The following is a 23,871-nucleotide window of genomic DNA, read 5'->3' as shown; positions in this document are numbered from 1 at the left end:
GGACGGGGGAGCGTCGTTGGGAAGGCTGATCGCGCGGGGCAAGGAGTGGTTCGCGCGGCTGCGTCGCCGTCGTCCCTTCGTGGACCACGTGGTCCGCACCGTGCAGCACTTCGGGGTCGTCCGCGGCAGCATCCTGTCGGGCGGCATCACCTACTTCGGGTTCCTGTCGGTCTTCCCGATCCTCGCGCTGGCCTTCTTCGTGGTCGGCTACATCGCGGAGTACTTCCCGGGCGCCGAGGACGCGCTCGAGACGGCGATCGACCAGATCCTTCCCGGCATCGTGACCACCGAGGACCCGCCGCCTCCCGGTCAGATCTCGTTCGACCAGATCGCGGCCACCCGCAACATCGCCGGGATCATCGGTTTCCTCGGTGTGCTCTACACGGGCCTCGGGTTCGTCTCGAACCTGCGGACGTCGCTCGAGGCGGCGTTCGACGTGCCGACCACGCGCTCGTACGGGTTCGTCCCCGGCAAGCTGCGCGACCTCGCGACGCTCGTCCTGGTCGGACTCATCCTGCTGCTCTCGGTCGGCATCTCCGGCATTGTCACCCAGTACGCCGGAGACCTCCTCGGTGAGATCGGGGTGGAGAGCCTCCCCGTCTCGATCGCCGTCGGCGTGCTGAGCGTCGCGCTCGGCGTGGCGTCGAGCACCCTGCTGTTCTTCGCGCTCTACAAGCTCCTCCCGCACACCGACGTGCCGGACCGTGCGCTCTGGCAGGGTGCGCTGCTCGCGGCGGTCGGCTTCGAGGCGATCAAGCAGCTCGCCTCCTTCATCCTGGGCGCGGCCGCGGGCGGTGCGTTGGCGTCCCTCGCGCTGTCGGTCACGCTGCTGGTCTGGATCTACTACTTCGCGCAGCTGACGATCTACGGCGCCTCCTGGGCGCTGACGTCGCGCGAGGCCCGCAACCGCGGCACGGTCGTCGTCCCTCACCTCGTCCCGTCGATCGGCGGCAGCGTCAGTCCGGCCGGGCGCTCGCTGCTGCCGGAGGTCCAGACCGAGCGGGACGAGGCGGTGGCCACCTCGCGCACCCTCCTGGTGATCGGCGGGCTGGCCGTGGCAGCGTGGGCCTGGGTACGGCACGACAAGGGGAGGAGCAGGACGTGACGGTACGGCTGCCCGGGCGCGAGCAGATCGAGGCGGCGTACGCACGGGTACGGCCGATGGTGCGGCGCACCCCCGTCGTGGAGGTCGCCGGCGGTGACCTCGGTGTCGCCGGCCGTGTGCTTCTCAAGCTGGAGCTCCTCCAGCACACCGGCTCGTTCAAGGCACGCGGCGCGCTCAACACCGTCCTGTCGATGCCCGACGGGACCACCGGCGCCGTGGCCGCGTCCGGCGGCAACCACGGTGCGGCCGTGGCGTGGGCATGCGGCATCGCGGGGATCGAGGCCGACGTCTTCGTCCCCGCGACGTCTCCGGTGGAGAAGGTGCGGCGCATCGAGCAGTACGGCGCGACGGCGCACGTGGTCGACGGCTACTACGCCGCGGCGTACGAGGCCTCGCAGGAGTGGGCGCAGGGGCGTGCGGTCGTGCCGGTGCACGCCTACGACGCCGGCACGATCGTCGCGGGCGCTGCGGGGGTCGGGATCGAGATCGGCGACCAGGCGCCGTACGCCCGGCGTGTCCTCGTCCCCTGCGGCGGAGGCGGGCTCTACAGCGGCACTGCTCTCGCGCTGCGCGACCAGGTTCCCGTCGTGCCGGTCGAGCCCGAGCGCTGCCCGTCGCTGGCGTCGGCGCTGGACGCGGGCGAGCGCGTGGAGGTCGAGGTGTCGGGCGTCGCCGCGGACTCGCTCGGCGCAGCCGTGATCGGCGAGCACGCGTTCGCCGTGGCGCGCGAGCTCGAGGCGTCGCCGCTGCTGGTCAGCGACGACCAGATCCTCGCGGCGCGGCGCCTCCTGTGGGACGAGTGCCGGGTGCTGGCCGAGCCGGGCGGCGTCACCGCGCTGGCGGCGCTGGTCGCGGGCAAGGTCGACGTGCGCGACGGCGAGACCGTCGTCGTCGTGATCTCCGGCGCCAACCATCCGACGATCCCGGAGGACGTCGTCCGCCCGGTGTCGGGCTGACGTCAGCCGACCAGGTCGACGTCCACGCCGAGGTCTTCGGCCGCGAGACCGTGCAGGTGGTCCACCAGCAGGTCGCGGAACGCGCGGGACGCCAGCGGCAGAGCCTCCGTACGCCGGTGGGCGAGCGCGATCGTCCGGGTCAGCTCGGGCTCGCCGATCGGGGTCGCGCGCAGGGAGGGGCGCGACGCCAGGACCATGCTCGGGACCACCGCGTACCCCAGCCCGGCCTCGACGAACCGCAGGACCGCGTTCATCTCGCCGCCCTCGATCGCCAGCGTCGGTTCGAACCCGGCGTCGAGGCAGGCGCTCATCGTCGTGTCCCGCAGGTCGTACCCCTCGCGGAACATCACCAGGGGTACGCCCTCGAGGTCTCGCACCCTGATCGCTCCGTCGGCGAGGGGGCCGTCGCCGGACCCCGTACCGTCGGCCGGGCCCGCGACGACGAGCCGCTCGCGCAGCAGCGGCGTCGCCACCAGGTCCGGGTCGTCGCTGCGCAGCGGCACGATCACGAGCGCGAGGTCGAGGTCGCCCCGCCCGAGCGCGCGGGTCAGGGTGCGGGACCCGCCTTCGGTCACCTCGAGCTCGATGCCCGGGTACGCCGAGCGGAAGGCGATCAGCGCGTCGGCCATCAGGCCGTCCCACATCGACGGCGTCGCGCCGACCCGGACGCGTCCGCGCTGGAGCCCGGTCACCTCCCGGACCGCCCGCAGACCCTCGTCCATCTCGATGAGGATCTCCTGGGCATGGGGGAGCAGCGCCTCGCCGGCGGGGGTGAGGCGTACGGCCCCGCGCTCCCGCTCGAACAGCGCGGTGCCGAGCGAGTTCTCCAGCACGCGGATCTGCTTGGAGAGGCTGGGCTGGGAGACGCCGCACTCCTCGGCGGCCTGCGTGAAGTGCCGCGTCCGCGCCACGGCGACGAAGTATCCGAGCTGATGGATCTGCACCCCTCCAGTGTTCCATAGCCATTGGCTATGAAAGTGAGCCTCAGTATGACTTGGCGCACTCGCGAGGTCGCGGCCTATCGTGATCGGGTGGCGACAACTGAGATCACCAAGCAGCGGGTGGGCGCACGGCGCTCCACGGTCGCGCTCAAAGCGCTCATGGCGGTCAGCGGCCTCCTCATGGTGCTGTACCTCCTGGTTCACATGTACGGCAACCTCAAGGTCTTCAGCGGCCAGGTCGCCTTCGACGAGTACTCGCACCACCTGAGGACGCTGGGGGAGCCGATCCTCCCGTACGAGGGGGCGCTCTGGATCATCCGCGTGGTGCTCCTCGCCGCGATCCTCGCCCACATCTACTCGGCGGTGGTGCTCACGATCCGCGACCGGAAGGCGACCCGCGTCGGCTCCGGCCCGCGCTACAAGTCGAAGCAGAACAAGCGCGGCTTCCAGCGCTCGTACGCCTCGTTCACCCTGCGGTGGGGCGGCGTCATCATCTTCCTCTTCATCATCTTCCACCTGCTGAACCTGACGACGAACGACATCGCCCCGGGCGGCGCCTCGCCGAGCCCGTACGAGCGGGTCATCAACACGTTCAGCGAGTGGTACATGGTGCTCGTCTACACGATCGCGCTGCTCGCGGTGGGCTTCCACCTGCGTCACGGTGTCTGGGCCGCGGGCATGACCCTCGGTGCCAACACCAGCGCCAAGGCGCGCCGCAACCTCAACGTCCTCGCGTACGCGGTCTCGGGAATCATCACCATCGGGTTCCTGATCCCGCCGTTCGCCATTCTCTTCGGATGGGTGGGCTGACCCCATGACCGTGACCGTCAACGTCGATGAGCGCACCGACGACTTCACCGACATCTACGACCTCGGTGCCGCGATCGCCGACACGAAGGCCCCCGACGTCGCCGTGACCGAGCGCTGGGACACCCGGCGCTTCGAGGCGAAGCTGGTCAACCCGGCCAACCGCCGCAAGCTGCGGGTGATCATCGTCGGCACCGGCCTGGCCGGAGCCTCGGCCGCTGCCACGCTCGGCGAGGCCGGCTACCACGTCACCAGCTTCTGCTACCAGGACAGCCCGCGCCGCGCGCACTCGATCGCCGCGCAGGGTGGCATCAACGCCGCCAAGAACTACCGCAACGACGGCGACTCGATCTACCGCCTGTTCTACGACACGGTGAAGGGCGGCGACTTCCGCAGCCGCGAGTCCAACGTCTACCGCCTGGCGCAGGTCTCGGTCGAGATCATCGACCAGTGCGTCGCGCAGGGCGTGCCGTTCGCCCGCGAGTACGGCGGCCTCCTCGACAACCGCTCCTTCGGCGGCGTCCAGGTCTCCCGCACGTTCTACGCCCGCGGCCAGACCGGTCAGCAGCTGCTGATCGGCGCCTACCAGGCGCTCGAGCGTCAGGTCGCCGCCGGCACGGTCATCAACCACACCCGCCACGAGATGCTCGAGGTCATCGTCGCCGACGGCCGCGCCCGCGGCGTGATCGTCCGCGACATGGTGACCGGCGAGATCGAGACGCACTTCGCCGACGCGGTCGTGCTGGCGACCGGCGGCTACGGCAACGTCTTCTTCCTGTCGACGAACGCGATGGGCTGCAACGTCACCGCCAACTGGCGTGCGCACCGCAAGGGCGCCTACTTCGGCAACCCCTGCTACACGCAGATCCACCCGACCTGCATCCCGGTGTCCGGCGACTACCAGTCCAAGCTGACGCTGATGAGCGAGTCGCTGCGCAACGACGGCCGCATCTGGGTGCCGAAGAAGGCCGGCGACGACCGACCGGCGTCGCAGATCCCGGAGGAGGACCGCGACTACTACCTGGAGCGGCAGTACCCGTCCTTCGGCAACCTCGTGCCGCGCGACATCGCCTCGCGTGCCGCGAAGTACGTCTGCGACGAGGGTCGCGGCGTCGGGCCGGGCGGCCTCGGCGTCTACCTCGACTTCGCCGACGCGATCACGCGGCTCGGGCGCGACACCGTCGAGGCGAAGTACGGCAACCTCTTCGACATGTACGCCCAGATCACCGGCGAGAACCCGTATGAGACCCCGATGCGGATCTACCCGGCGGTGCACTACACGATGGGCGGCCTGTGGGTCGACTACGACCTGCAGAGCTCGATCACGGGTCTGTTCGTGACCGGCGAGGCCAACTTCTCCGACCACGGCGCCAACCGTCTCGGGGCGAGCGCGCTGATGCAGGGCCTGGCCGACGGCTACTTCGTCCTCCCGTACACGCTGGCGAACTACCTCGCCGACGGCCCGTTCGACGCGATCGACGAGACGCACCCCGCGGCCGTCGAGGCGAAGCAGCAGGTCACCGACCGCATCGAGAAGCTGCTGTCGATCAACGGCACGCGCACGGTCGACTCGTTCCACCGCGAGCTCGGCAACATCATGTGGGAGTACTGCGGCATGGCGCGCTCCGAGGGCGGCCTGCTCAAGGCGATCGAGCTCATCCGCGAGCTGCGCACCGAGTTCTGGCGCAACGTGAAGGTGACCGGCGTCAACGAGGACCTCAACCAGACGCTCGAGCGTGCGGGTCGCGTCGCGGACTTCATCGACCTCGGTGAGCTGATGTGCATCGACGCGCTGCACCGTCGCGAGTCGTGCGGAGGCCACTTCCGCGTCGAGAGCCAGACCGAGGACGGCGAGGCGCTGCGTCACGACGACGAGTTCGCCTACGTCGCCGCATGGGAGTTCGGTGGGGACGGCGGCAAGCCGATCCTCCACAAGGAAGCCCTGATCTACCAGAACGTCGAGATGAAGCAGCGGAGCTACAAGTGAAGATCACCGTTCGTGTGTGGCGTCAGGCCAACCCGTCCGACGAGGGCAAGATGGTCGGGTACGACCTCGACGACGTCTCGGAGCACATGTCGTTCCTCGAGATGCTCGACGTGCTCAACGAGCGCCTCACCCTCGAGGGCGAGGAGCCGATCGCGTTCGACAGCGACTGTCGCGAGGGCATCTGCGGCATGTGCGGCCTGGTCATCAACGGCCTGGCGCACGGCCCGGAGCGTACGACGACGTGCCAGCTGCACATGCGCTCGTTCAAGGACGGCGACGTCATCGACATCGAGCCCTGGCGCTCGTCGTCGTTCCCGGTCGTGAAGGACCTGGTCGTCGACCGCGGCGCGTTCGACCGCATCATCCAGGCCGGCGGCTACATCAGTGCGCCCACCGGCTCGGCGCCGGAGGCCAACAACCTCCCGGTCCCGAAGGAGGACGCGGACCACGCGTTCGAGGCGGCGACCTGCATCGGCTGCGGCGCCTGCGTCGCGGCGTGCCCCAACGGCTCGGCCATGCTGTTCACCGCGGCCAAGATCACCCACCTCGGCCTGCTCCCGCAGGGTCAGCCCGAGCGCGCGGCGCGCGTCGTCGGGATGGTCGAGCAGCACGACCACGAGGGCTTCGGCAACTGCACCAACATCGGTGAGTGCACGGCGGCCTGCCCGAAGGGCATCCCGCTCGAGACGATCTCGCGGCTCAACCGCGACCTGCTCGGCGCGCTCGCGAAGGGCAAGGCCTGACGGTCTCCCGTACGACGGCCCGTCCCGGTTCACGCCGGGGCGGGCCGTCGTCGTACCCGTGTCCGGTGCGCACGACTCCCACCGCGCCGGGGTCGTACGACGCCGCCCGGCGTCGTACGACATCACGGCGCCGCGCGCTCGTCGTGCGTCTCGCGGTCCGTCGGCCGGTCAGGCACCGCCCCGCGCGGGCGTTAGCCTGGGGGCATGCCCACGCCCGCGGACCTGGTCGCGGCCGTCGACGCACTCGTGCCCGACCTGCTCGACGTCCGCCGCGACCTCCATGCCCATCCCGAGCTCTCCTGGCAGGAGCAGCGGACGACCGAGGTCGTCGCGGGGTGGCTGGACAAGTTCGGCATCGAGGCGACGCGGTTCGACCCGACCGGGCTGGTGGCCGAGGTGGGCGACTCCGACGGCCCGGTGGTCGCGCTGCGTGCCGACCTCGACGCCCTGCCCGTCGCGGACAAGACCTCCGACCCCTGGCGCTCGACCGTGCCGGGTGTCGCGCACGCGTGCGGCCACGACGTCCACACCACGGCGCTGCTCGGCGCCGCCGGTGCGCTCGCCCGCCACGCCCACGACGGCGGGCTGCCGGTCCGGGTGCGGCTGGTGTTCCAGCCGGCCGAGGAGGTGATGCCGGGCGGAGCGCTGTCGGTGCTCGCGGCGGGAGCGCTGTCCGGCGTCTCGCGCGCCTTCGCCCTGCACTGCGACCCGTCGCTCGACGTCGGGCTGGTCGGGCTCCGTGAGGGCTCGATTACCGGTGCCGCCGACCGCGTGCGCGTCCAGCTCAGCGGCCGCGGGGGGCACACGTCCCGCCCGCACCTCACCCAGGACCTCACCTTCGCCCTCGCGACGCTGTGCACGCAGCTCCCGGCGGCGCTCTCGCGGCGCCTCGACCCCCGCGCCGGCGCGAGCCTGGTCTGGGGCAGCATCAACGCCGGCAGCGCCCCCAACGTCATCCCCGCCACCGGCGAGGTCTCGGGCACGCTCCGCATGCTCGACGCCACGGCCTGGCACGAGGCCGAGCACCTGGTCCGGGCGCTGGTCCGCGAGATCGTCGCCCCGTACGGCGTCGACGCGGAGGTCACCTACACCCAGGGAGTGCCCCCGGTCGTCAACGACGTCGAGTCCACGGAGATCCTGCGCGACGCCGTCGCCGTGGCGCTGGGCCCGAGCGCCGTCACGACGACCAGCCAGAGCCTCGGTGGCGAGGACTTCGCGTGGTTCGTGGAGTCCGTCCCCGGCTCGATGGGGCGGCTCGGCACCAGGACGCCCGGCGGGCCGACGTACGACCTGCACCAAGGCAACCTGCGCATCGACGAGCGGGCGGTGGCGATCGGGGCGAAGGTGCTCGCGATGGCCGCGCTGGCGAGCGCTGCCGCCTGACTCTCGCCGCGAGCGAAGGGTGCCGTCGCGGCATAGTGTCGAGGTGTGCCGATCCCCGCGCCTTCCCCGCGCGAACGAGGCAGCGCAAGCCGTCGTAGCCACTCCGCTGCCCTGGCCGCGGCCGCCCTCCTGACCGCCGGTGTCCTCGGCGCCGCCGTCTCACCCTCCGCCCCAGCGGCCGAGGCGGCCCCCGTCCTCCCCGCCGTCGTGCCGGACCCGACTGCGACCACGGCGGTGGTGAACGTCGACGTGGGCGGCGACCGTGACGGCGACCGGACGTCGGCACCCTCGCCCGTCGGGGCGGTTCTCGTCCTGTTCGCGTCCCAGGACGCGAGTGACCCCATCGTCGGTCCGTGGGCGACCTGCACGTCCGACGCCGACGGCGACTGCAGCTTCGAGGTGCCGATCGGCGAGGGTGGGGTGGCGGCCGGGACCCCGCTCTGGGTCGGCCAGGTCTCAGCGCCGACCGGCTGGTACACCAACCCGGAGCTCCGCACCGGTCCCGGGCAGCGGCTCGTCCGACACCGTCCTGCCGTACCGCTTCCAGACCCCGGGCCTGCAGGCAGCGACGCTCTACCAGTCGGGCACCGACTTCATGGTCGACAACGGCGGCGGCTCCTCCGAGCTCACCGCGTCTGAAGGCGTCTGGCAGCAGTCGCGCGACAACCCGACCCTCCCCGACCAGTGCGGCATCGACGTCGCGCTCCTCCTCGACCTCTCGGCCTCCGTCGGCAGCTCGGGTCTGCCCCAGCTGAAGGCGGCCGCGGACACCTTCGCCGACGCGCTGGTGGGCACGCCGTCGCAGATGGCGGTCTTCTCGTTCGACGCTGACTCGCCCAGCACCTCGGTCGCGCAGGACTTCCCGGACCTGGTGCCGGTGACGACACCGGCCGGTGCCGCCACGTTCAAGGCGCAGTACGCGGGCTGGACGTTGGGCTCGGGGACCAACTGGGACGCCGGCCTGTGGGCGGTCGCCAACGCCGCGCCGGCATACGAGGTCGTCGTCGTGATCACCGACGGCAACCCCACGTCGTACAGCAGCAACCCACCGATCTCGGACGGGTCGGCGACCCGGTTGCGCGAGGTGGAGAACGGAGTGTTCTCCGCGAACGCCGTCAAGGCCGAGGGGGCCCGCGTGCTCGCGGTCGGCGTGGGGCAGGGAGTGCAGGGGCCGACCGGCCTGAACCTGCGGTCGATCTCCGGCCCGGTCCTGTTCGACGGCAGCAACGTCACGGACGCGGACTACTTCCAGACCGCCGACTTCGCCAGCGCCGGGGAGGCGCTGCGCGACCTCGCGCTCGCACACTGCGAGGAGCGGGTCGCGGTCACCAAGATGATCGTGCCGCCGGGCAACGCCGGCGAGGACGTCACGGGCGCGGTCCCCGCGGGACCGGGTTGGCAGTTCGACGCGAGCACGACCACGCCCGGCGTCACGGGTCTGCCCGCGACGGCGACCACGCCCGACGACGGGACGGGCACGGTCGGCTTCGACGTCGGGTTCCCGGCGGGTCTGGAGTCCGCCGACGTCACCGTCGACGAGACCCAGCAGGACGGGCACACGCTGGTGACCCAGGGCGGTGACAACGCCGTCTGCGTGAACCGCACGAGCGCCGACGACCCCGTGCCGATCACCGCCAACGAGGGCGACGGGTTCACGATCGACCTGGCGGCCGGAGCGTTCGTCGCCTGCACCGTCTACAACCGCCCGGCGGCGACGCTGACGCTGGTCAAGGAGGTCGAGGGCGGCGACGCCGTTCCCGGTGACTGGACGCTGGCAGCCGACGGCGCGACCGACCTGAGCGGCACCAGCGGGAGCGCCGACGTGACCGACGTGTCCGTCGCACCGGGCGACTACGACCTCTCGGAGAGCGGCGGCCCGGGCCAGTACGTCGACGGTGACTGGGAGTGCACCGTCGACGGAGGCCCGCTGGCGGTCGAGGACGCGACCGTGACCGTGTCGAGCGGCCAGGCCGTCGTCTGCACCGTCACCAACACCTTCAGCCCAGCCCAGGTCACCGTCGAGAAGCAGTGGGTGATCAACGGGCAGGAGTACGCGCACGACGAGCGCCCCGACGGGTTCGACGCGACCGCGACCCTGACCGGGCCCGACGGCGCCGAGGCGACACCGCAGCCCTGGGACGATCCGAGGGAGGGCTACACGGTGGGCGACGAGGTGAGCGTCGGCGAGTCGGCCGTCACGGTGCCGGAGGAGCGCTGCGAGGAGCCGGTGCCGTCCGTCACCGCGGTGGACGGCGACCCCGTGGCCGAGCCGGCCGCCCTCCCGTACGACGTCACCCTCGCCGGTCCGGCGACGACCGTCACCGTCACCAACACCGTCGAGTGCCACCCGCACCTGACGTTGGTGAAGGTGGTCGACACCACCGGCGGCGGGACCGCGGAGCCGGACGACTGGACCCTGTCCGCCAGCGGCCCGACCGACCTGTCGGGCACCTCGGGCTCGCGGGAGGTCACCGCCGCGACCGTCGACCCCGGCGACTACACCCTCGCCGAGTCCGGCGGCCCCGTCGGCTACGAGGCGTCGGACTGGCAGTGCGAGGCCGACGGCGAGCCCCGCGAGGTCGTCGGTGCGACGGTGGCGATCGCCGACCCGGAGATCGTCGTCTGCACGATCACCAACACGTTCCAGCCCGCGTCGGTCGTGGTCGAGAAGCGCTGGGTCGTCGACGGGACGGCGTACGACCACGCTGACCGCCCGGACGGCCTCGACGCGACCGCCACGCTCACCGGCCCGGGCGCCGCCGGGGCGAGCGCACAGCCGTGGGGCGAGCCGCGGTCGGCCTACGGGGTGGGGGAGACGGTGACGCTCGACGAGGACGCCGCCGTCGACCGCGCCGGATGCACGCTGACCCAGGCGCGGGTCACCGCGGTCGACGGAGAGCAGGCGGACGCGGCGCTGCCGTACACGCAGGAGCTGGCCACTCCCGCGACCGAGATCGTGGTGACGAACACGGTGGAGTGCGAGGAGACGCCGCCCACGACGAGTCCCCCGACGACGTCGCCCACGACCGCGCCGGGCGCCGGCGGGGACGCCGGGGGCGGCGGCACGGGCGGCCTCCCCGCGACGGGTGCCGCCGCCGGTCTGCTCGCTCTGCTCGTCCTCGGCGCAGCGGCCGTGACCGGGGGAGCAGCGCTCCTTCGCGGCGCCGGGCGCCGTCGCCGCGGCACCGCGGACGGCTGAGGAAGGCCTGGATCCCCTCCGCCTACGGCAAGTGCCGACGACTCCGGGCCCGTCACGTCGTCAGCAACTGACGACCCGCGAGGACGACCTGTCTCCCCGGCTCGCTGCACGGGTAACAAGTGAGTATCGGGTCCGGACATCGAGCAGCGTTCATGCACGTGTCAAGGGTTGTCGGGGTTATGGTTCGAAAATCCTCCGGGGCTGGCCCGGACTTGGACGATATTCATGACTGAGGAGTGTCCCCTTGCGTCGAATGGGCAAGATCACCGCGCTGGCCGCGGTGGCCGTGCTGGCTCTGGCCGGCTGCGGCAGCGACGATGACAACGGCGGCGGCGACGACAACAACGCCGGCAGCAGCAACACGCTGGACTGCGACGCCGCCGACGGTGACGGTCCCAAGGTCGGCGTCGCCTACGACGTGGGCGGCCAGGGCGACAAGTCCTTCAACGACGCGGCCGCGGTCGGCGTGAAGAAGGCTGTCGACGAGCTCGGCGCCACCTGCACCGAGGCCGAGGCCCAGGACAGCGAGGCCGAGTCGGCCCGCGAGGACCGCCTCCGCCAGCTCGCCGACGCGGGCCACAACCCGATCATCGCGGTCGGCTTCCTCTACAGCGAGGCCGTCAACAAGGTCGCTCCGGACTACCCGGACGTCAGCTTCGACGTCGTCGACGGGTTCGACCCCGACGACCAGCCGAACGACAACGTCGCCTACCTCGGCTTCGCCGAGAACGAGGGCTCGTTCCTCGTCGGCGCGGCGGCGGCCGAGAAGTCCCAGTCCGACCACGTCGGCTTCGTCGGCGGCGTCAACTCCGACCTCATCAAGAAGTTCGAGGCCGGCTACGTCGCGGGCGCCAAGGCCGTGAACCCCGACATCACCGTCGACGTGAAGTACATCGAGGAGTCCGACCCGAGCGGCTTCAACGATCCTGCCGGTGGCAAGGCCGCCGCGACGGGCATGTTCGACCAGGGCGCCGACGTGGTCTACCACGCCGCCGGTGGTTCGGGCGCGGGCGTCTTCCAGGCCGCGGTCGAGGCCGGTGACGGCATGTGGGCCATCGGCGTCGACTCCGACCAGTGGCAGACCGCCTCGGAGACCGAGCAGCCGCACATCCTGACCTCGATGCTCAAGCGCGTCGACGTCGCGACCTTCGACGCGATCAACGCCGTCAACGACGGCTCGCCGCTGGTCAGCTACCAGGTGTACGACCTCAAGGTCGACGGCGTCGGCTACGCCACCTCCGGTGGGTTCGTCGACGACATCAAGGGCGACCTGGACGGCTACGCCGACCAGATCAAGAGTGGCGAGATCAAGGTCCCCACGGCACCGTGATCGCATGATAGGGACGATGGCCCTATCGTGACCGTCGAGGCGGGGGGGGGGGGGGGGGGCCCCCCCCCCCCCCCCCCCCCCGCCTCGTCTCGGCAAGCACGGCATCCGGAGCCAGAAGGAGCACGATGACGACCTCCGCGGTGGAGCTCCAGGGGATCGAGAAGCGATTCCCCGGCGTGATCGCGAACCACGACGTCAACCTGAGCATCGCCGCCGGCACGATCCACGCCCTCGTGGGCGAGAACGGCGCCGGCAAGTCCACCCTGATGAAGATCCTGTACGGCGTCCAGAAGCCCGATGCCGGCACGATCACCGTCAACGGTCAGGTCGTCGAGTTCTCCAGCCCGTCCGACGCCATCGCCCAGGGCATCGGCATGGTGTTCCAGCACTTCATGCTCGCCGACAACCTCACGGTCCTCGAGAACGTCGTCCTCGGTGCCGAGAAGCTGTACGGCACGGGGCCGAAGGCGCGCGAGCAGGTGCGGACCATCTCGCAGCGCTTCGGCTTCGACCTCGACCCGGACGTGCTCGTCGAGACGCTCGGCGTCGCGGCCCGTCAGCGGCTCGAGATCCTGAAGGTCCTCTACCGCGGGGCCAAGATCATCATCCTCGACGAGCCGACCGCCGTGCTCGTGCCGCAGGAGGTCGAGGCGCTCTTCGCGAACCTCGAAGGGCTCAAGAGCCAGGGCCACACCCTCCTCTTCATCTCCCACAAGCTCGACGAGGTCCTCGCCGTCGCCGACGCGATCACCGTGATGCGCCGCGGCACGACCGTCGGGGACCCCGATCCCTCGAGCGTCACCAAGCGCCAGCTCGCGGAGCTCATGGTCGGCTCCGAGCTGCCGTCGCCGGAGACCGAGGAGTCGACCGTCACCGACGTGGTCGAGCTCTCCGTGAAGGACCTCACGATGGTCGACGCGTTCGGCCGGACCGTCCTCGACGGGATCGACCTCGAGATCCACCGCGGTGAGGTGCTCGGCATCGCCGGTGTGGAGGGCAACGGGCAGACCGAGCTGGTGGAGGGCATCCTCGCGATGCGCCCGACCACCGGCGAGGTGCGTCTGGGCGGCGAGGACATGTCGCGCTGGGGGACGCGCAAGCGGCGCGCGGCCGGCGTCGGCTACATCCCCGAGGACCGCCACCGGCACGGCCTGCTCCTCGACTCGCCGCTCTGGGAGAACCGCATCCTCGGTCACGCGTACGAGGAGGTCGCGGTCAAGCGCGGCTGGGTCAACCGCACGGGAGCGCGGCGCGACTCCGAGCGGATCGTCGAGCAGTACGACGTGCGTACTCCCGGCATCGACACGATGGCGCGCGCCCTGTCCGGCGGCAACCAGCAGAAGTTCATCGTCGGCCGCGAGCTGTCGGGGGAGCCGAGCCTGCTCATCGCCGCCCACCCGACGCGCGGTGTCGACGTCGGGGCCCAGGCCGCGATCTGGGACCAGATCAAGGACGCCCGCCGGGCCGGTCTCGCGGTGCTGCTGATCTCCGCGGACCTCGACGAGCTCATCGGCCTCTCCGACCGGATCGAGGTCATCCTGCGCGGACGCCTCGTCGGCACCTTCAACCCCCGCACCGTCACCCCGCAGGACCTCGGCGAGGCCATGACGGGCGGACAGGAGGAAGCATGAACCGCCTGCGCAACTTCGGCGTGGCGGTCGCCGCGCCCCTCCTCGCGATCGCGTTCTCGCTCGCGGTCACGAGCCTGGTCATCGAGATCTCCGGCGGCTCGGCCTCCGACTTCATCAGCATCATCTTCTCGTGGCCGGCCGACCGGATCCTGGTGAACATCGCCAACCAGGCGTCGCTGATCTACCTCTCGGCGATCGCCGCCGCCGTCGGCTTCCGCATGAACCTCTTCAACATCGGCGTGGAGGGCCAGTACCGCATGGCGGCCTACGCGGGCGCCCTCTTCGCCGGTGCGGCATTCCTGCCCGGTGCGCTCAACGTGCTCGGCGCACTGCTCGTGGCGGTCGCCGCGGGTGCCGCCTGGGCCGGGATCGCCGGCCTGCTGCGCGTGACCCGCGGCGTCAGCGAGGTGATCTCGACGATCATGCTGAACGCGATCGCGGTCACCATCACGGGCTACCTGCTCAACACGTACGGCTTCAAGGCCGGCGACTCGCGGCGTACGACGGTGATCCCGGAGTCCAGCCAGGTCCCGGGCTGGCAGCCGTTCGAGAAGGCCGCGGGCGAGGTGTGGACGCTCGGCCTGCTCGCCGTGATCGTCGGCGTCGCGTTCTGGCTGGTGCTCAACAAGACCCGCTTCGGGTTCGACCTGCGGGCCACCGGTCAGTCGGAGTCGGCGGCGGTCGCCAGCGGCGTCAACAACAAGAAGATGACGATGGCCGCCATGCTCATCTCGGGCGGCATCGCCGGCCTGATCTGGATGCCGTCGTTGTTCGGCAGCGCCCACTACTACGGCACCACGTTCCAGGTCGGGCTCGGCTTCACCGGCATCGCCGTGGCGCTGCTCGGCCGCAACCGGGCCCTGCCGATCGCGTTCGCCGCGCTGCTGTTCGCCTACCTCAACGAGCAGTCGAACCGCCTCACGATCGAGGCGGGCATCTCGGTCGAGGTCATCCAGATCACGCAGGGCATCATCGTCCTCGCCGTCGTCATCGCCTACGAGCTGGTCCGCCGCTACCGCGTCCGCGCGGAGGAACGGCAGGTGGCTCAGGCTCCTCGGCCCGGCGCTACCCCTGAGGAGGTCTCGGCATGAGCACGGTCGTCACCGAGACGGCGCCCCCGCCGCCGCCCCCGAGCCCGTCGGCCTCGCTCGGACGCTCCTACCGCTGGCTCCTGATCACGATCGGGTTCCTCGCGATCGTCTCGTCCGTCCGCGTGATCAGCGGCGCCAACGAGATCGACTCGGTCGGCACGATCCAGGCCGCGCTGATCGCGACCTGCCCGATCCTGCTCGCCGCGCTCGGAGGTCTGTGGGCCGAGCGCGCCGGCGTCGTCAACATCGGCCTCGAGGGGCAGATGATCCTCGGCACCTGGGGCGCGGCCTACTTCACCTACTACTACGGCCCGTGGGTCGGTCTGATCGGCGCCGCGCTCATGGGCGCCGTCGGGGGCATCCTGCACGCGATCGCCACGGTCACGTTCGGCGTCGACCACATCGTCTCCGGCGTCGCGCTCAACATCATCGGCGCGGGCGCGGTGGCGTTCCTCGCCGAGGCCTACTTCCGCGACCTCGAAGGCGGTGGCATCAAGCAGCTGACCGGCCTGGAGACGCCGCCGAGGGTGGACATCCCGTGGCTCGGCGACGCCGCCGCCGATCTCGCGGCCAAGCACTGGTTCATGATCTCCGACCTTGCTGCCGTGGTCGCCGCGCTCACCCGCAACATGTCGATCATGGTCTACCTGGTCGCCGCGCTCGTCTTCTTCACCGCGTGGGTCCTGTGGAAGACGACGTTCGGCCTGCGGCTGCGCTCGTGCGGCGAGAACCCGCAGGCGGCGGAGACGCTCGGGGTGAACGTCTACGTCTTCAAGTACGTCGCGGTGATCATCTCCGGAGTGTTCGCAGGTCTGGGCGGCTACATGCTGGTCCTGGTCTCGTCGAGCGGGTTCGTCACCGGCCAGACCGGAGGCCGTGGCTACATCGGCCTGGCGGCGATGATCTTCGGCAACTGGCGTCCGTTCGGGGCGGCCGGGGCGGCCACGATGTTCGGCTACACCGATGCGATGCAGCTGCGCAACGCCGACGCCGTGCACGCGCTGCTGCTCCTCGTGGCGGTGCTGCTCTTCGTCTTCACCCTGCTGCGTGTGCGCCAGGGCGACCGCAAGAACGCGATCCTGTTCGGCGCCGTCGGCATCGCCTTCCTGGTCTGGTACCTCCTCAGCGACGAGGTCCCGCGCGAGTTCGCCGGCATGACCCCGTACGTCGCCACGCTGCTCGTGCTCGCGCTCGGGACACAACGCCTGAGGATGCCCGCGGCGGACGGCAAGCCGTACCGCAAGGGACAAGCAGGATGACCGGCCAGGCCGCGTCGGGGGCGGCGCAGGACGTCGACTGGGACGCCCTCCGAGAGGCCGCCGTCGACGTCATGCGGCGGGCGTACGCGCCGTACTCGCGCTACCGCGTGGGTGCCGCCGGCCTGGTCGACGACGGCCGGGTGGTCGTCGGGTGCAACGTCGAGAACGCGGCGTACGGCGTGGGTCTGTGCGCCGAGTGCGGGATGGTGTCCGCCCTGCACGCGGGCGGCGGCGGCCGGCTCGTCGCGGTCGTGTGCGTCGACGGCGACGGCAATCCGGTGATGCCGTGCGGGCGGTGCCGCCAGCTCCTCTGGGAGAACGGCGGCCCCTCGATGCTGCTCCGGGCGCCGCGCGGCGTCGTCCCGATGACCGAGGTGCTCCCGGACGCCTTCGACGACGGCGACCTCGCGACCCAGGCCTGAGGCCCGGGAGCGATGATGGACGCGTGAAGACCGACGTCGACCTCAGCGATCCCGGGTTCGTCGCAGACCCGTACCCCGTCCTGGCCGAGCTCCGTGCCACCGGCCCTCTGCTGTGGCACGAGCCGTCCGGACGCTGGCTCGCGACCACGCACGACGCGGTCAGCCAGACGCTGCGCAACCGCCGGCTCGGGCGCCTGTGGCAGGACTGGGAGCCGGTCGAGGACATGGAGCCCTTCAACGCCCTCCACCGCAACCAGATGATGGAGAACGAGCCGCCCGCGCACACCCGGTTGCGCCGCCTGGTCGCCGGCGCGTTCGGGCGCGGGCACGTCGAGCGCATGCGGCCGCGGGTCGAGGTGCTCACGGAGCGCCTCCTCGACGGCCTCGGAGGCACCACCGACATCCTCGGCCAGTACGCCGAGCCGCTGCCCGTCTACGTCATCTGCGACCTGCTCGGCGTCCCCGGGGACGACCACGCCCAGCTGCGCACGTGGTCGCAGGGCATCGTGCACATGTACGAGCAGGGCGTCGACGAGGCGACCAAGCAGGAGGCCATCGCGGCCAGCGTCGCGTTCAGCGCGTACGTCGCGGAGCTGGTCGAGGAGCGCAAGGCGCAGATGCGGCGCGGCATCCGCGGGGAGGACCTGCTCACCGACCTCATCGCCGAGCGCGACACGGCGTCGGGAGGCGCGGCGCGACTCAGCGAGGACGAGCTGGTCGCGACCGTCGTGCTGCTGCTGAACGCCGGCCACGAGGCGTCGGTGAACGTGTTCGGCAACGGGCTGTACGCGCTGCTCTCGCACCCCGAGCAGCGCGACCGCGTCCTCTCGGGCGAGGTGTCGGTGGCGACGGCGCTCGAGGAGCTGATCCGCTACGACGCCCCGCTGCAGCTGTTCGAGCGGACCGCGACCGAGGACGTCGAGGTCGCCGGGACGACGGTGCGTGCCGGCGAGAAGGTCGCGTGCCTGATGGGGTCGGCCAACCGTGACGCAGCCGTGTTCGCCGACCCCGACGCGTTCGACGTCGCGCGCGACCCGAACCCGCACGTCGGGTTCGGGATGGGACTGCACTTCTGTCTCGGGGCGCCGCTGGCGCGGATGGAGCTGGAGATCACGCTCTCCCGGCTCCTCGAGCGGTTCCCGCGGCTGGAGCTGACCGGCGTGGCACCGCGTCGGCCCACGTGGGTCCTGCGAGGGTTCGAGGGCGTTCAGGTCGACCTGGGAGAGGCAGCATGACGGTGGCGAAGCACGACGCGGTCGAGGTGATCGCCGCGAAGCGGGACGGGCACGTCCTCACCGACTCGCAGATCGACTGGGTCGTCGACGGGTTCACCACCGGCGAGGTCGCGGACGTGCAGATGGCGTCGCTGGCGATGGCGATCGTGCTCAACGGCATGGAGTTCGACGAGATCGCGCGCTGGACCGACGCGATGATCCGCAGCGGCGAGCGCATGGACTTCTCCGGCCTCTCGTGGCCGACGGCCGACAAGCACTCGACCGGGGGAGTCGGTGACAAGATCACGTTGCCGCTCGCCCCGCTCGTCGCAGCCTGCGGCGTCGCCGTTCCGCAGCTGTCCGGGCGCGGGCTCGGGCACACCGGGGGCACGCTCGACAAGCTCGAGTCGATCCCGGGCTGGCGGGCGGACCTCTCCAACGAGGAGATGATGACGCAGCTCGAGGAGGTCGGCGCCGTCATCTGCGCCGCGGGCTCCGGGCTCGCGCCGGCCGACAAGAAGCTGTACGCGCTGCGCGACGTCACCGGCACCGTCGAGTCGATCCCGCTGATCGCCAGCTCGATCATGAGCAAGAAGATCGCCGAGGGGACCGGCGCGCTGGTCCTCGACGTCAAGGTCGGGTCGGGCGCGTTCATGAAGGACCTCGGTGCGGCGCGCGAGCTCGCGCGCACCATGGTGGCGCTCGGCAAGGCCGCCGGTGTCGACACGCGCGCACTGGTGACGGACATGGCGACGCCGCTGGGCCTGACCGCGGGCAACGCGCTCGAGGTCCGCGAGTCGGTCGAGGTGCTCGCCGGCGGCGGGCCGGCCGACGTCGTCGAGCTCACCCTGGCCCTCGCGCGGGAGATGCTGTCGGCCGCCGGGCGCGAGGACGTCGATCCCGCGGACGTGCTCGCCTCCGGGCGCGCCATGGACGTGTGGCGCCGCATGATCGCGTCGCAGGGCGGCGACCCCGACGCCGAGCTCCCGCACGCCCGCGACATCCAGGTGGTCGCCGCCGACCGCGACGGCTACGTGACGCGCCTCGACGCGATGGCGGTCGGTCTCGCCGCGTGGCGGCTGGGTGCGGGGCGCTCGCGTCCGGGTGAGTCGGTGCAGGCGGCCGCCGGCGTGGAGCTGCACGTACGACCGGGCGACGCCGTGCGCGCCGGTCAGCCGCTGATGACGCTGCACACCGACACCCCCGAGCGCTTCCCGCGCGCGCTCGCCGCCCTCGACGGCGGGTACGACGTGGAGGACGCCGCACCCGAGCCGCGGACGTCGCCGGTCCTCGAGCGCATCGTCTGACCCGTCCGACCCGCACTAGGCTGTCCCGATGGTTACCGCCGACGACATCGCTCGAGTCCCGAAGGTCCTTCTGCACGACCACCTCGACGGCGGAGTCCGGCCGCGGACCGTCGCGGAGATCGCCGAGCGGACGGGGCACGAGCTGCCGGTCGCCGACCCCGACGCGCTCGGGCAGTGGTTCGCCGACGCCGCGACCTCGGGGAGCCTCGTGCGCTACCTCGAGACGTTCGAGCACACCGTCGGCGTCATGCAGACCACCGAGGACCTGGTGCGCGTCGCCCGCGAGTGCGTCGAGGACCTGGCCGACGACGGCGTGCTCTACGCCGAGGTGCGCTGGGCCCCCGAGCAGCACCTCCGGGAGGGCCTGACGCTGACCGGTGCGGTCGACGCCGTGCGCGAGGGGTTCGCGCAGGGCGCCGCCGAGGCACAGCGTCGGGGGCGCACGATCCACCCCCGGCAGATCCTCACCGCGATGCGGCACCAGGCGCGGTCGCTGGAGATCGCCGAGCTCGCCGTCGCCTACCGCGACCGCGGGGTGGTCGGCTTCGACATCGCCGGTGCCGAGGCCGGCTACCCGCCGACCCGGCACCTCGACGCGTTCGAGTACCTCCACCGCGAGAACGCGCACTTCACGATCCACGCCGGCGAGGCGTTCGGGCTGCCGTCGATCTGGCAGGCCATCCAGTGGTGCGGCGCCGACCGGCTCGGGCACGGCGTCCGCATCATCGACGACATCGACACGAGCGACCCCGAGCGTCCGCGCCTCGGCCGGCTGGCGGCGTACGTCCGCGACAAGCGCATCCCGCTCGAGCTGTGCCCGTCGTCGAACGTGCAGACTGGTGCGGCGGCGTCGATCGCCGAGCACCCGATCGGGACGCTGGCCGCGCTGGGCTTCCGCGTGACGGTCAACACCGACAACCGGCTCATGAGCCAGACGTCCATGTCGCGAGAGATGTCGCTGCTCGTCGACGCGTTCGGATATGATCTCGACGACCTCAGATGGTTCACGGTGAACGCCATGAAGAGTGCGTTCCTCCCGTTCGACGAGCGCTTGGCCTTGATTCAAGATGCGGTCAAGCCGGGCTATGCTATATAGCCCCTTTCGGACTCTGCTACCTTGTGCGCAGTCGTGTGTGAAACATGCCACGAAGTAGGGAGATTGAATGGGCGGGCGTCACGCCGTGGCCAAGGAGTCCGATTCCGGCCGTAAGTGGCAGTACGGCATCGGACTCGTGGTCATCGCCACCATCCTGACCGGGGTGTTCGTCCTCAGGGACGAGGACACCCCGGCTGTTGCGTCGTGCTCCACGACGCACGACATCACGGTCGCTGCAGCACCGGAGATCGCACCGGTCGTCGAGGCCGCCGCGAAGCGCGTCGGCGACGACGCGTGCGCGACGTACACCGTCGAGCCGCAGGCTCCGGCGCTCGTCGCGCAGGCGCTCGCGATCGGTGACGGCGCTCCGGACCTGTGGATCCCGGACTCCTCCCTCTGGGTCGCGCGCGTCCAGTCGCAGCTCGTCGAGGGTGCCCAGGGCCCCGAGACGGTCGCGAAGTCCGTCGCGACGTCGCCGGTCGTCCTGGCACTGCCCAAGGACGGTCCCGGTCGTCCGGACACCTGGCTCGAGGCGATGTCGGACGCGAAGTTCACCACCGGTGACGCGCTCGCGACCACGCCCGCCGCGGTGCCGCTGCTGGCCGCCCAGGCCGAGGCCGCGAAGGGTCTCACGAGCGCCGACACCGTCAGCGCCACGATGGTCACCATCGCGCAGCGCCAGTCGGTCGCGGCTCCGAAGACGAACCCTGCGGAGCTCCTCGCGGACGTCGCCAAGGCCGGCGGCAGCACGGTCGTCAGCGAGCAGGCCTTCGCGTCGGCGCCGCAGAGCAGCGCGTTCGTCGAGGTCGTCCCGCAGACCGGCAGCCTCGTGCTCGACTACCCGATGGCGGCGACGTCCGACAACCCGGGCAACGCCGACGCCGGCAAGGCGCTCGCGACCGCGCTCGGCTCTGCCGACGGCGTCAAGGGTCTCACCGAGGCGGGCTTCCGCTCGCCGACCGGCGAGCCGCTGCCGGAGGGCAAGGGTGTCGGTCAGTTCACGCCGATCGCGATCGACAACCCGCAGCTCGTCGCGCAGACGCTGCGCAAGTGGTCCGTGATCGCGCTCCCGGCGCAGATGCTCTCCGTGGTCGACGTCTCCGGCTCGATGGAGGCGCAGGCCGGCGACTCGACGCGCATGGGCCTGACGGTCGAGGCCGCGCTGACCGGCCTGTCGCTGATGCCGGACTCGTGGGCGGTCGGCTCGTGGGCGTTCTCCCACCAGCTCGACGGCGAGCAGGACTGGAAGAAGCTCGCGCCGATCCGCAAGCTCGGCGCCGTCACCGGCGGCGTCAAGCAGCGCGACCTCGTCGTCCAGAAGACCCGCGAGATGCCGTCGCTGGTCGGTGGCGGCACGGGCCTGTACGACACGACCCTCGCGGCGTGGCGCACGGTCCAGGCGCAGTACGACCCGAAGGCGATCAACTCGGTCGTGATCCTGACCGACGGCAAGAACGAGGACGCCAACAGCCTCTCCTTGTCGGAGCTCCTCGCGACCCTGCAGCGTGAGCGCGACCCGGCGCGTCCGGTGATCGTCATCGCGATCGGCATCACCGAGGACGCCGACGCGTCGGCCCTCGAGAAGATCGCCAAGGCGACCGGCGGGCAGTCCTACATCGCCCGCGAGCCGGCGGAGATCTCCCAGGTGTTCGTCAAGGCACTGGAGTCGCGCGGCTAGCTCACCCGTACGACGCCGCGCCCCGCGGTCCCGTGGGGCGCGGCGTCGTCGACGAGACGCCGCCGGCGCCATCACCAGTCAAGGAGCAGAGATGGGCGGGCGACACGCCGGGGACAAGGACCCGGGTGATCGCGGGGGACTGAAATACGGGATCGGCGTGGTCGCGGTCGCGGCGGTGCTCGCCGGCGTGTTCGTGCTGCGCAACGACGACCGGCCCGCGGCGGCGGACTGCGAGGCGACCGCACCGGTGCGCGTCGCCGTCGCACCGGAGATCGAGGAGATCGTCGCCGACGCGGCACGACGTGCGGGGGCCGACGCGTGCTTCGCGTACGAGGTGGTCGGCGAGGCTCCGGCACTGACCGCGCAGTCGGTGACGATCGGGGACGGCGCACCGGACCTGTGGGTGCCCGACTCGTCGGTGTGGCTGTCGCGCGTCTCGAGCCAGCTGGTGGAGGGAGCGGCGCCGCCGAGGACCGTCGTCCGCTCGGTCGCGACGTCGCCGGTCGTGCTGGCGTGGCCCAAGTCCGACGCGGAGCGGCCGTCCTCCTGGCTCGCCGTCCTCACCGACCCGACGTTCACCGCCGGGGACCCGCTCGCGACGGCGACGGCGACGGCTCCGCTCCTCGCCGCGTACGCCGAGGCCTCCCGCGGTGTCTCGCCCACCACGTTCTCGACCGTCAGTGCCGCCCAGGTCACGCTCGCGCAGCGCCAGTCCGGCAGTCCGCCGCCGGTGGATCCCGCCGCCCTGCTCACGGCCGTCGCGAAGGCGGGCGGGAGCACCGTCGTCAGCGAGCAGGCGTTCAACGCGGCCGCCGGCGCCTCCGCTGCGTTCGACCCGGTGCTGCCCGACTCCGGCAGCCTCGCGCTCGGCTACCCGCTGGTGGCGATCGAGAGCGAGACGAGCAACGACGCAGCCGCGGAGGCGCTCGGCGAGGCGCTGCGGTCGGCGAAGACCCAGTCGGCCTTCGCCGACGCAGGGTTCCGCTCGCCACTCGGCGAGCCCCTTGACGAGGGTCGCAGCGTGGGGGCGTTCGAGGCGATGACGATCAGCGACGACACGATCGTCGCCGACACCATCCGCCGCTGGTCGCTCATCGCGATGCCGGCGCGGGCGCTGGCCGTCGTCGACGTGTCCGCGCCGATGAAGGCGCGCGTGGGCGGCTCGACCAAGATGGCGCTGACCGTCCAGGCCGCGCTCAAGGGTCTCGGTCTGATGCCGAACTCGTGGGCGCTCGGGTCGTGGGTCTTCTCCAAGAAGCTCGACGGCAAGAAGGACTGGAAGGTCCTCGCGCCGATCCGGCCGCTCGACGCGAGGGACGGCGCGGGCACGCAGCGCGACCGGATCGTCCGCGAGACGCAGCGTCTGACCAACAAGGCGGGCGGACGCACCGGCCTCTACGACACGACGCTCGCGGCCTACCGCCAGGTCCAGGCGGAGTACGACCCCAAGGCCGTCAACTCCGTCATCATCCTCACCGGGGGCCGCAACGACGACCCGGGCAGCATCTCGCAGGCGAAGCTGCTCGAGGCGCTCGCGCGTGAGCGCGACCCCGCGCGCCCGGTCGTCGTGATCGCCATCGGCATCACCCAGGACGCCGACGCGTTCGCGCTGCAGAAGATCGCCCAGGCGACCGGCGGGCAGGTCTACCTCGCCCGGGAGCCGGAGCAGATCGCCGACGTGTTCATCAACGCGCTGCAGGCCCGCTACTGAGCCTCCCGGCC

At 71.5% G+C, this 23,871-nt stretch carries 18 protein-coding genes; 17 read left to right on the top strand and 1 reads right to left on the bottom strand.

Features of this window, described 5'->3' with window-relative positions:
• The first annotated feature begins 16 nt into the window (after positions 1 to 16).
• Entirely contained in the window at positions 17 to 1,105 is a 1,089-nt protein-coding gene (locus ACQSSQ_RS11990) for a YihY/virulence factor BrkB family protein (RefSeq protein WP_431327309.1), read from the top strand.
• A complete protein-coding gene (locus tag ACQSSQ_RS11985; protein ID WP_431327308.1) occupies positions 1,102 to 2,061 on the top strand; it encodes a serine/threonine dehydratase in 960 nt (319 codons plus the stop codon). The genes ACQSSQ_RS11990 and ACQSSQ_RS11985 overlap by 4 nt, the downstream gene beginning before the upstream one ends.
• A 2-nt stretch (positions 2,062 to 2,063) precedes the next feature.
• On the opposite strand, the gene ACQSSQ_RS11980 is transcribed toward ACQSSQ_RS11985, so the two are convergent.
• A complete protein-coding gene (locus ACQSSQ_RS11980) occupies positions 2,064 to 3,005 on the bottom strand; it encodes a LysR family transcriptional regulator (RefSeq protein WP_431327307.1) in 942 nt (313 codons plus the stop codon).
• 87 nt (positions 3,006 to 3,092) lie between these two features.
• Here ACQSSQ_RS11980 and ACQSSQ_RS11975 point away from each other — a divergent pair, with 87 nt between their 5' ends.
• The 15 genes from ACQSSQ_RS11975 (at position 3,093) to ACQSSQ_RS11905 (ending at position 23,860) form a co-directional block, all read left to right on the top strand.
• Entirely contained in the window at positions 3,093 to 3,812 is a 720-nt protein-coding gene (locus ACQSSQ_RS11975) for a succinate dehydrogenase cytochrome b subunit (protein WP_431327306.1), read from the top strand.
• Positions 3,813 to 3,816: 4 nt separating this feature from the next.
• A complete protein-coding gene (locus ACQSSQ_RS11970; protein WP_431327305.1) occupies positions 3,817 to 5,796 on the top strand; it encodes a fumarate reductase/succinate dehydrogenase flavoprotein subunit in 1,980 nt (659 codons plus the stop codon).
• A complete protein-coding gene (locus ACQSSQ_RS11965) occupies positions 5,793 to 6,539 on the top strand; it encodes a succinate dehydrogenase/fumarate reductase iron-sulfur subunit (protein WP_431327304.1) in 747 nt (248 codons plus the stop codon). The genes ACQSSQ_RS11970 and ACQSSQ_RS11965 overlap by 4 nt, the downstream gene beginning before the upstream one ends.
• A 204-nt stretch (positions 6,540 to 6,743) precedes the next feature.
• Positions 6,744 to 7,922, top strand: coding sequence for an amidohydrolase (locus ACQSSQ_RS11960; RefSeq protein ID WP_431327303.1), 1,179 nt, complete (start codon positions 6,744 to 6,746; stop codon positions 7,920 to 7,922).
• A 595-nt stretch (positions 7,923 to 8,517) separates the two neighbouring features.
• Positions 8,518 to 11,121: a hypothetical protein gene (locus ACQSSQ_RS11955; RefSeq protein ID WP_431327302.1), complete on the top strand. Its 2,604-nt coding sequence runs from the start codon at positions 8,518 to 8,520 to the stop codon at positions 11,119 to 11,121.
• Positions 11,122 to 11,374: 253 nt separating this feature from the next.
• On the top strand, positions 11,375 to 12,451 hold the full coding sequence (locus ACQSSQ_RS11950; protein WP_431327993.1) for a BMP family lipoprotein: 1,077 nt from the start codon (positions 11,375 to 11,377) through the stop codon (positions 12,449 to 12,451).
• A 125-nt stretch (positions 12,452 to 12,576) separates the two neighbouring features.
• A complete protein-coding gene (locus tag ACQSSQ_RS11945; RefSeq protein ID WP_431327301.1) occupies positions 12,577 to 14,082 on the top strand; it encodes an ABC transporter ATP-binding protein in 1,506 nt (501 codons plus the stop codon).
• Positions 14,079 to 15,173 carry an ABC transporter permease gene (locus ACQSSQ_RS11940; protein ID WP_431327300.1) on the top strand — a complete coding sequence of 365 codons (1,095 nt, stop codon included), beginning with the start codon at positions 14,079 to 14,081 and terminating at the stop codon, positions 15,171 to 15,173. Before ACQSSQ_RS11945 ends, ACQSSQ_RS11940 begins: the two co-directional genes overlap by 4 nt.
• Positions 15,170 to 16,432 (top strand): ABC transporter permease, encoded by a 1,263-nt coding sequence (locus tag ACQSSQ_RS11935; RefSeq protein WP_431327299.1) that lies wholly within the window; start codon positions 15,170 to 15,172, stop codon positions 16,430 to 16,432. Before ACQSSQ_RS11940 ends, ACQSSQ_RS11935 begins: the two co-directional genes overlap by 4 nt.
• On the top strand, positions 16,429 to 16,854 hold the full coding sequence (locus ACQSSQ_RS11930) for a cytidine deaminase (protein ID WP_431327298.1): 426 nt from the start codon (positions 16,429 to 16,431) through the stop codon (positions 16,852 to 16,854). The genes ACQSSQ_RS11935 and ACQSSQ_RS11930 overlap by 4 nt, the downstream gene beginning before the upstream one ends.
• A 23-nt stretch (positions 16,855 to 16,877) precedes the next feature.
• Positions 16,878 to 18,089, top strand: a complete 1,212-nt coding sequence (locus tag ACQSSQ_RS11925) for a cytochrome P450 (protein WP_431327297.1) — start codon at positions 16,878 to 16,880, stop codon at positions 18,087 to 18,089.
• Positions 18,086 to 19,375, top strand: coding sequence for a thymidine phosphorylase (locus ACQSSQ_RS11920; RefSeq protein ID WP_431327296.1), 1,290 nt, complete (start codon positions 18,086 to 18,088; stop codon positions 19,373 to 19,375). The genes ACQSSQ_RS11925 and ACQSSQ_RS11920 overlap by 4 nt, the downstream gene beginning before the upstream one ends.
• Before the next feature lie 28 nt (positions 19,376 to 19,403).
• A complete protein-coding gene (locus tag ACQSSQ_RS11915; protein ID WP_431327295.1) occupies positions 19,404 to 20,471 on the top strand; it encodes an adenosine deaminase in 1,068 nt (355 codons plus the stop codon).
• Between the two features lie 67 nt (positions 20,472 to 20,538).
• On the top strand, positions 20,539 to 22,149 hold the full coding sequence (locus tag ACQSSQ_RS11910) for a substrate-binding domain-containing protein (protein ID WP_431327294.1): 1,611 nt from the start codon (positions 20,539 to 20,541) through the stop codon (positions 22,147 to 22,149).
• 91 nt (positions 22,150 to 22,240) lie between these two features.
• A complete protein-coding gene (locus ACQSSQ_RS11905) occupies positions 22,241 to 23,860 on the top strand; it encodes a substrate-binding domain-containing protein (RefSeq protein ID WP_431327293.1) in 1,620 nt (539 codons plus the stop codon).
• Positions 23,861 to 23,871: the final 11 nt, after the last annotated feature.

The sequence above is a fragment of the Mumia spirodelae genome, from assembly GCF_050632745.1.
Classification (GTDB): Bacteria; Actinomycetota; Actinomycetes; order Propionibacteriales; family Nocardioidaceae; genus Mumia.
The sequence above is the reverse complement of the archived record's forward strand: the minus strand, read 5'-3'. Positions and strand labels throughout refer to the sequence as shown.

Excerpts from the sequence above, each read along its gene's own strand:
- ACQSSQ_RS11970 (WP_431327305.1), top strand. The coding sequence starts at position 3,817 with ATGACCGTGACCGTCAACGTCGATGAGCGCACCGACGACTTCACCGAC.
- ACQSSQ_RS11960 (WP_431327303.1), top strand. The coding sequence starts at position 6,744 with ATGCCCACGCCCGCGGACCTGGTCGCGGCCGTCGACGCACTCGTGCCC.
- ACQSSQ_RS11955 (WP_431327302.1), top strand. The coding sequence starts at position 8,518 with ATGGTCGACAACGGCGGCGGCTCCTCCGAGCTCACCGCGTCTGAAGGC.
- ACQSSQ_RS11950 (WP_431327993.1), top strand. The coding sequence starts at position 11,375 with ATGGGCAAGATCACCGCGCTGGCCGCGGTGGCCGTGCTGGCTCTGGCC.
- ACQSSQ_RS11945 (WP_431327301.1), top strand. The coding sequence starts at position 12,577 with ATGACGACCTCCGCGGTGGAGCTCCAGGGGATCGAGAAGCGATTCCCC.
- ACQSSQ_RS11940 (WP_431327300.1), top strand. The coding sequence starts at position 14,079 with ATGAACCGCCTGCGCAACTTCGGCGTGGCGGTCGCCGCGCCCCTCCTC.
- ACQSSQ_RS11935 (WP_431327299.1), top strand. The coding sequence starts at position 15,170 with ATGAGCACGGTCGTCACCGAGACGGCGCCCCCGCCGCCGCCCCCGAGC.
- ACQSSQ_RS11930 (WP_431327298.1), top strand. The coding sequence starts at position 16,429 with ATGACCGGCCAGGCCGCGTCGGGGGCGGCGCAGGACGTCGACTGGGAC.
- ACQSSQ_RS11920 (WP_431327296.1), top strand. The coding sequence starts at position 18,086 with ATGACGGTGGCGAAGCACGACGCGGTCGAGGTGATCGCCGCGAAGCGG.
- ACQSSQ_RS11915 (WP_431327295.1), top strand. The coding sequence starts at position 19,404 with ATGGTTACCGCCGACGACATCGCTCGAGTCCCGAAGGTCCTTCTGCAC.
- ACQSSQ_RS11910 (WP_431327294.1), top strand. The coding sequence starts at position 20,539 with ATGGGCGGGCGTCACGCCGTGGCCAAGGAGTCCGATTCCGGCCGTAAG.
- ACQSSQ_RS11905 (WP_431327293.1), top strand. The coding sequence starts at position 22,241 with ATGGGCGGGCGACACGCCGGGGACAAGGACCCGGGTGATCGCGGGGGA.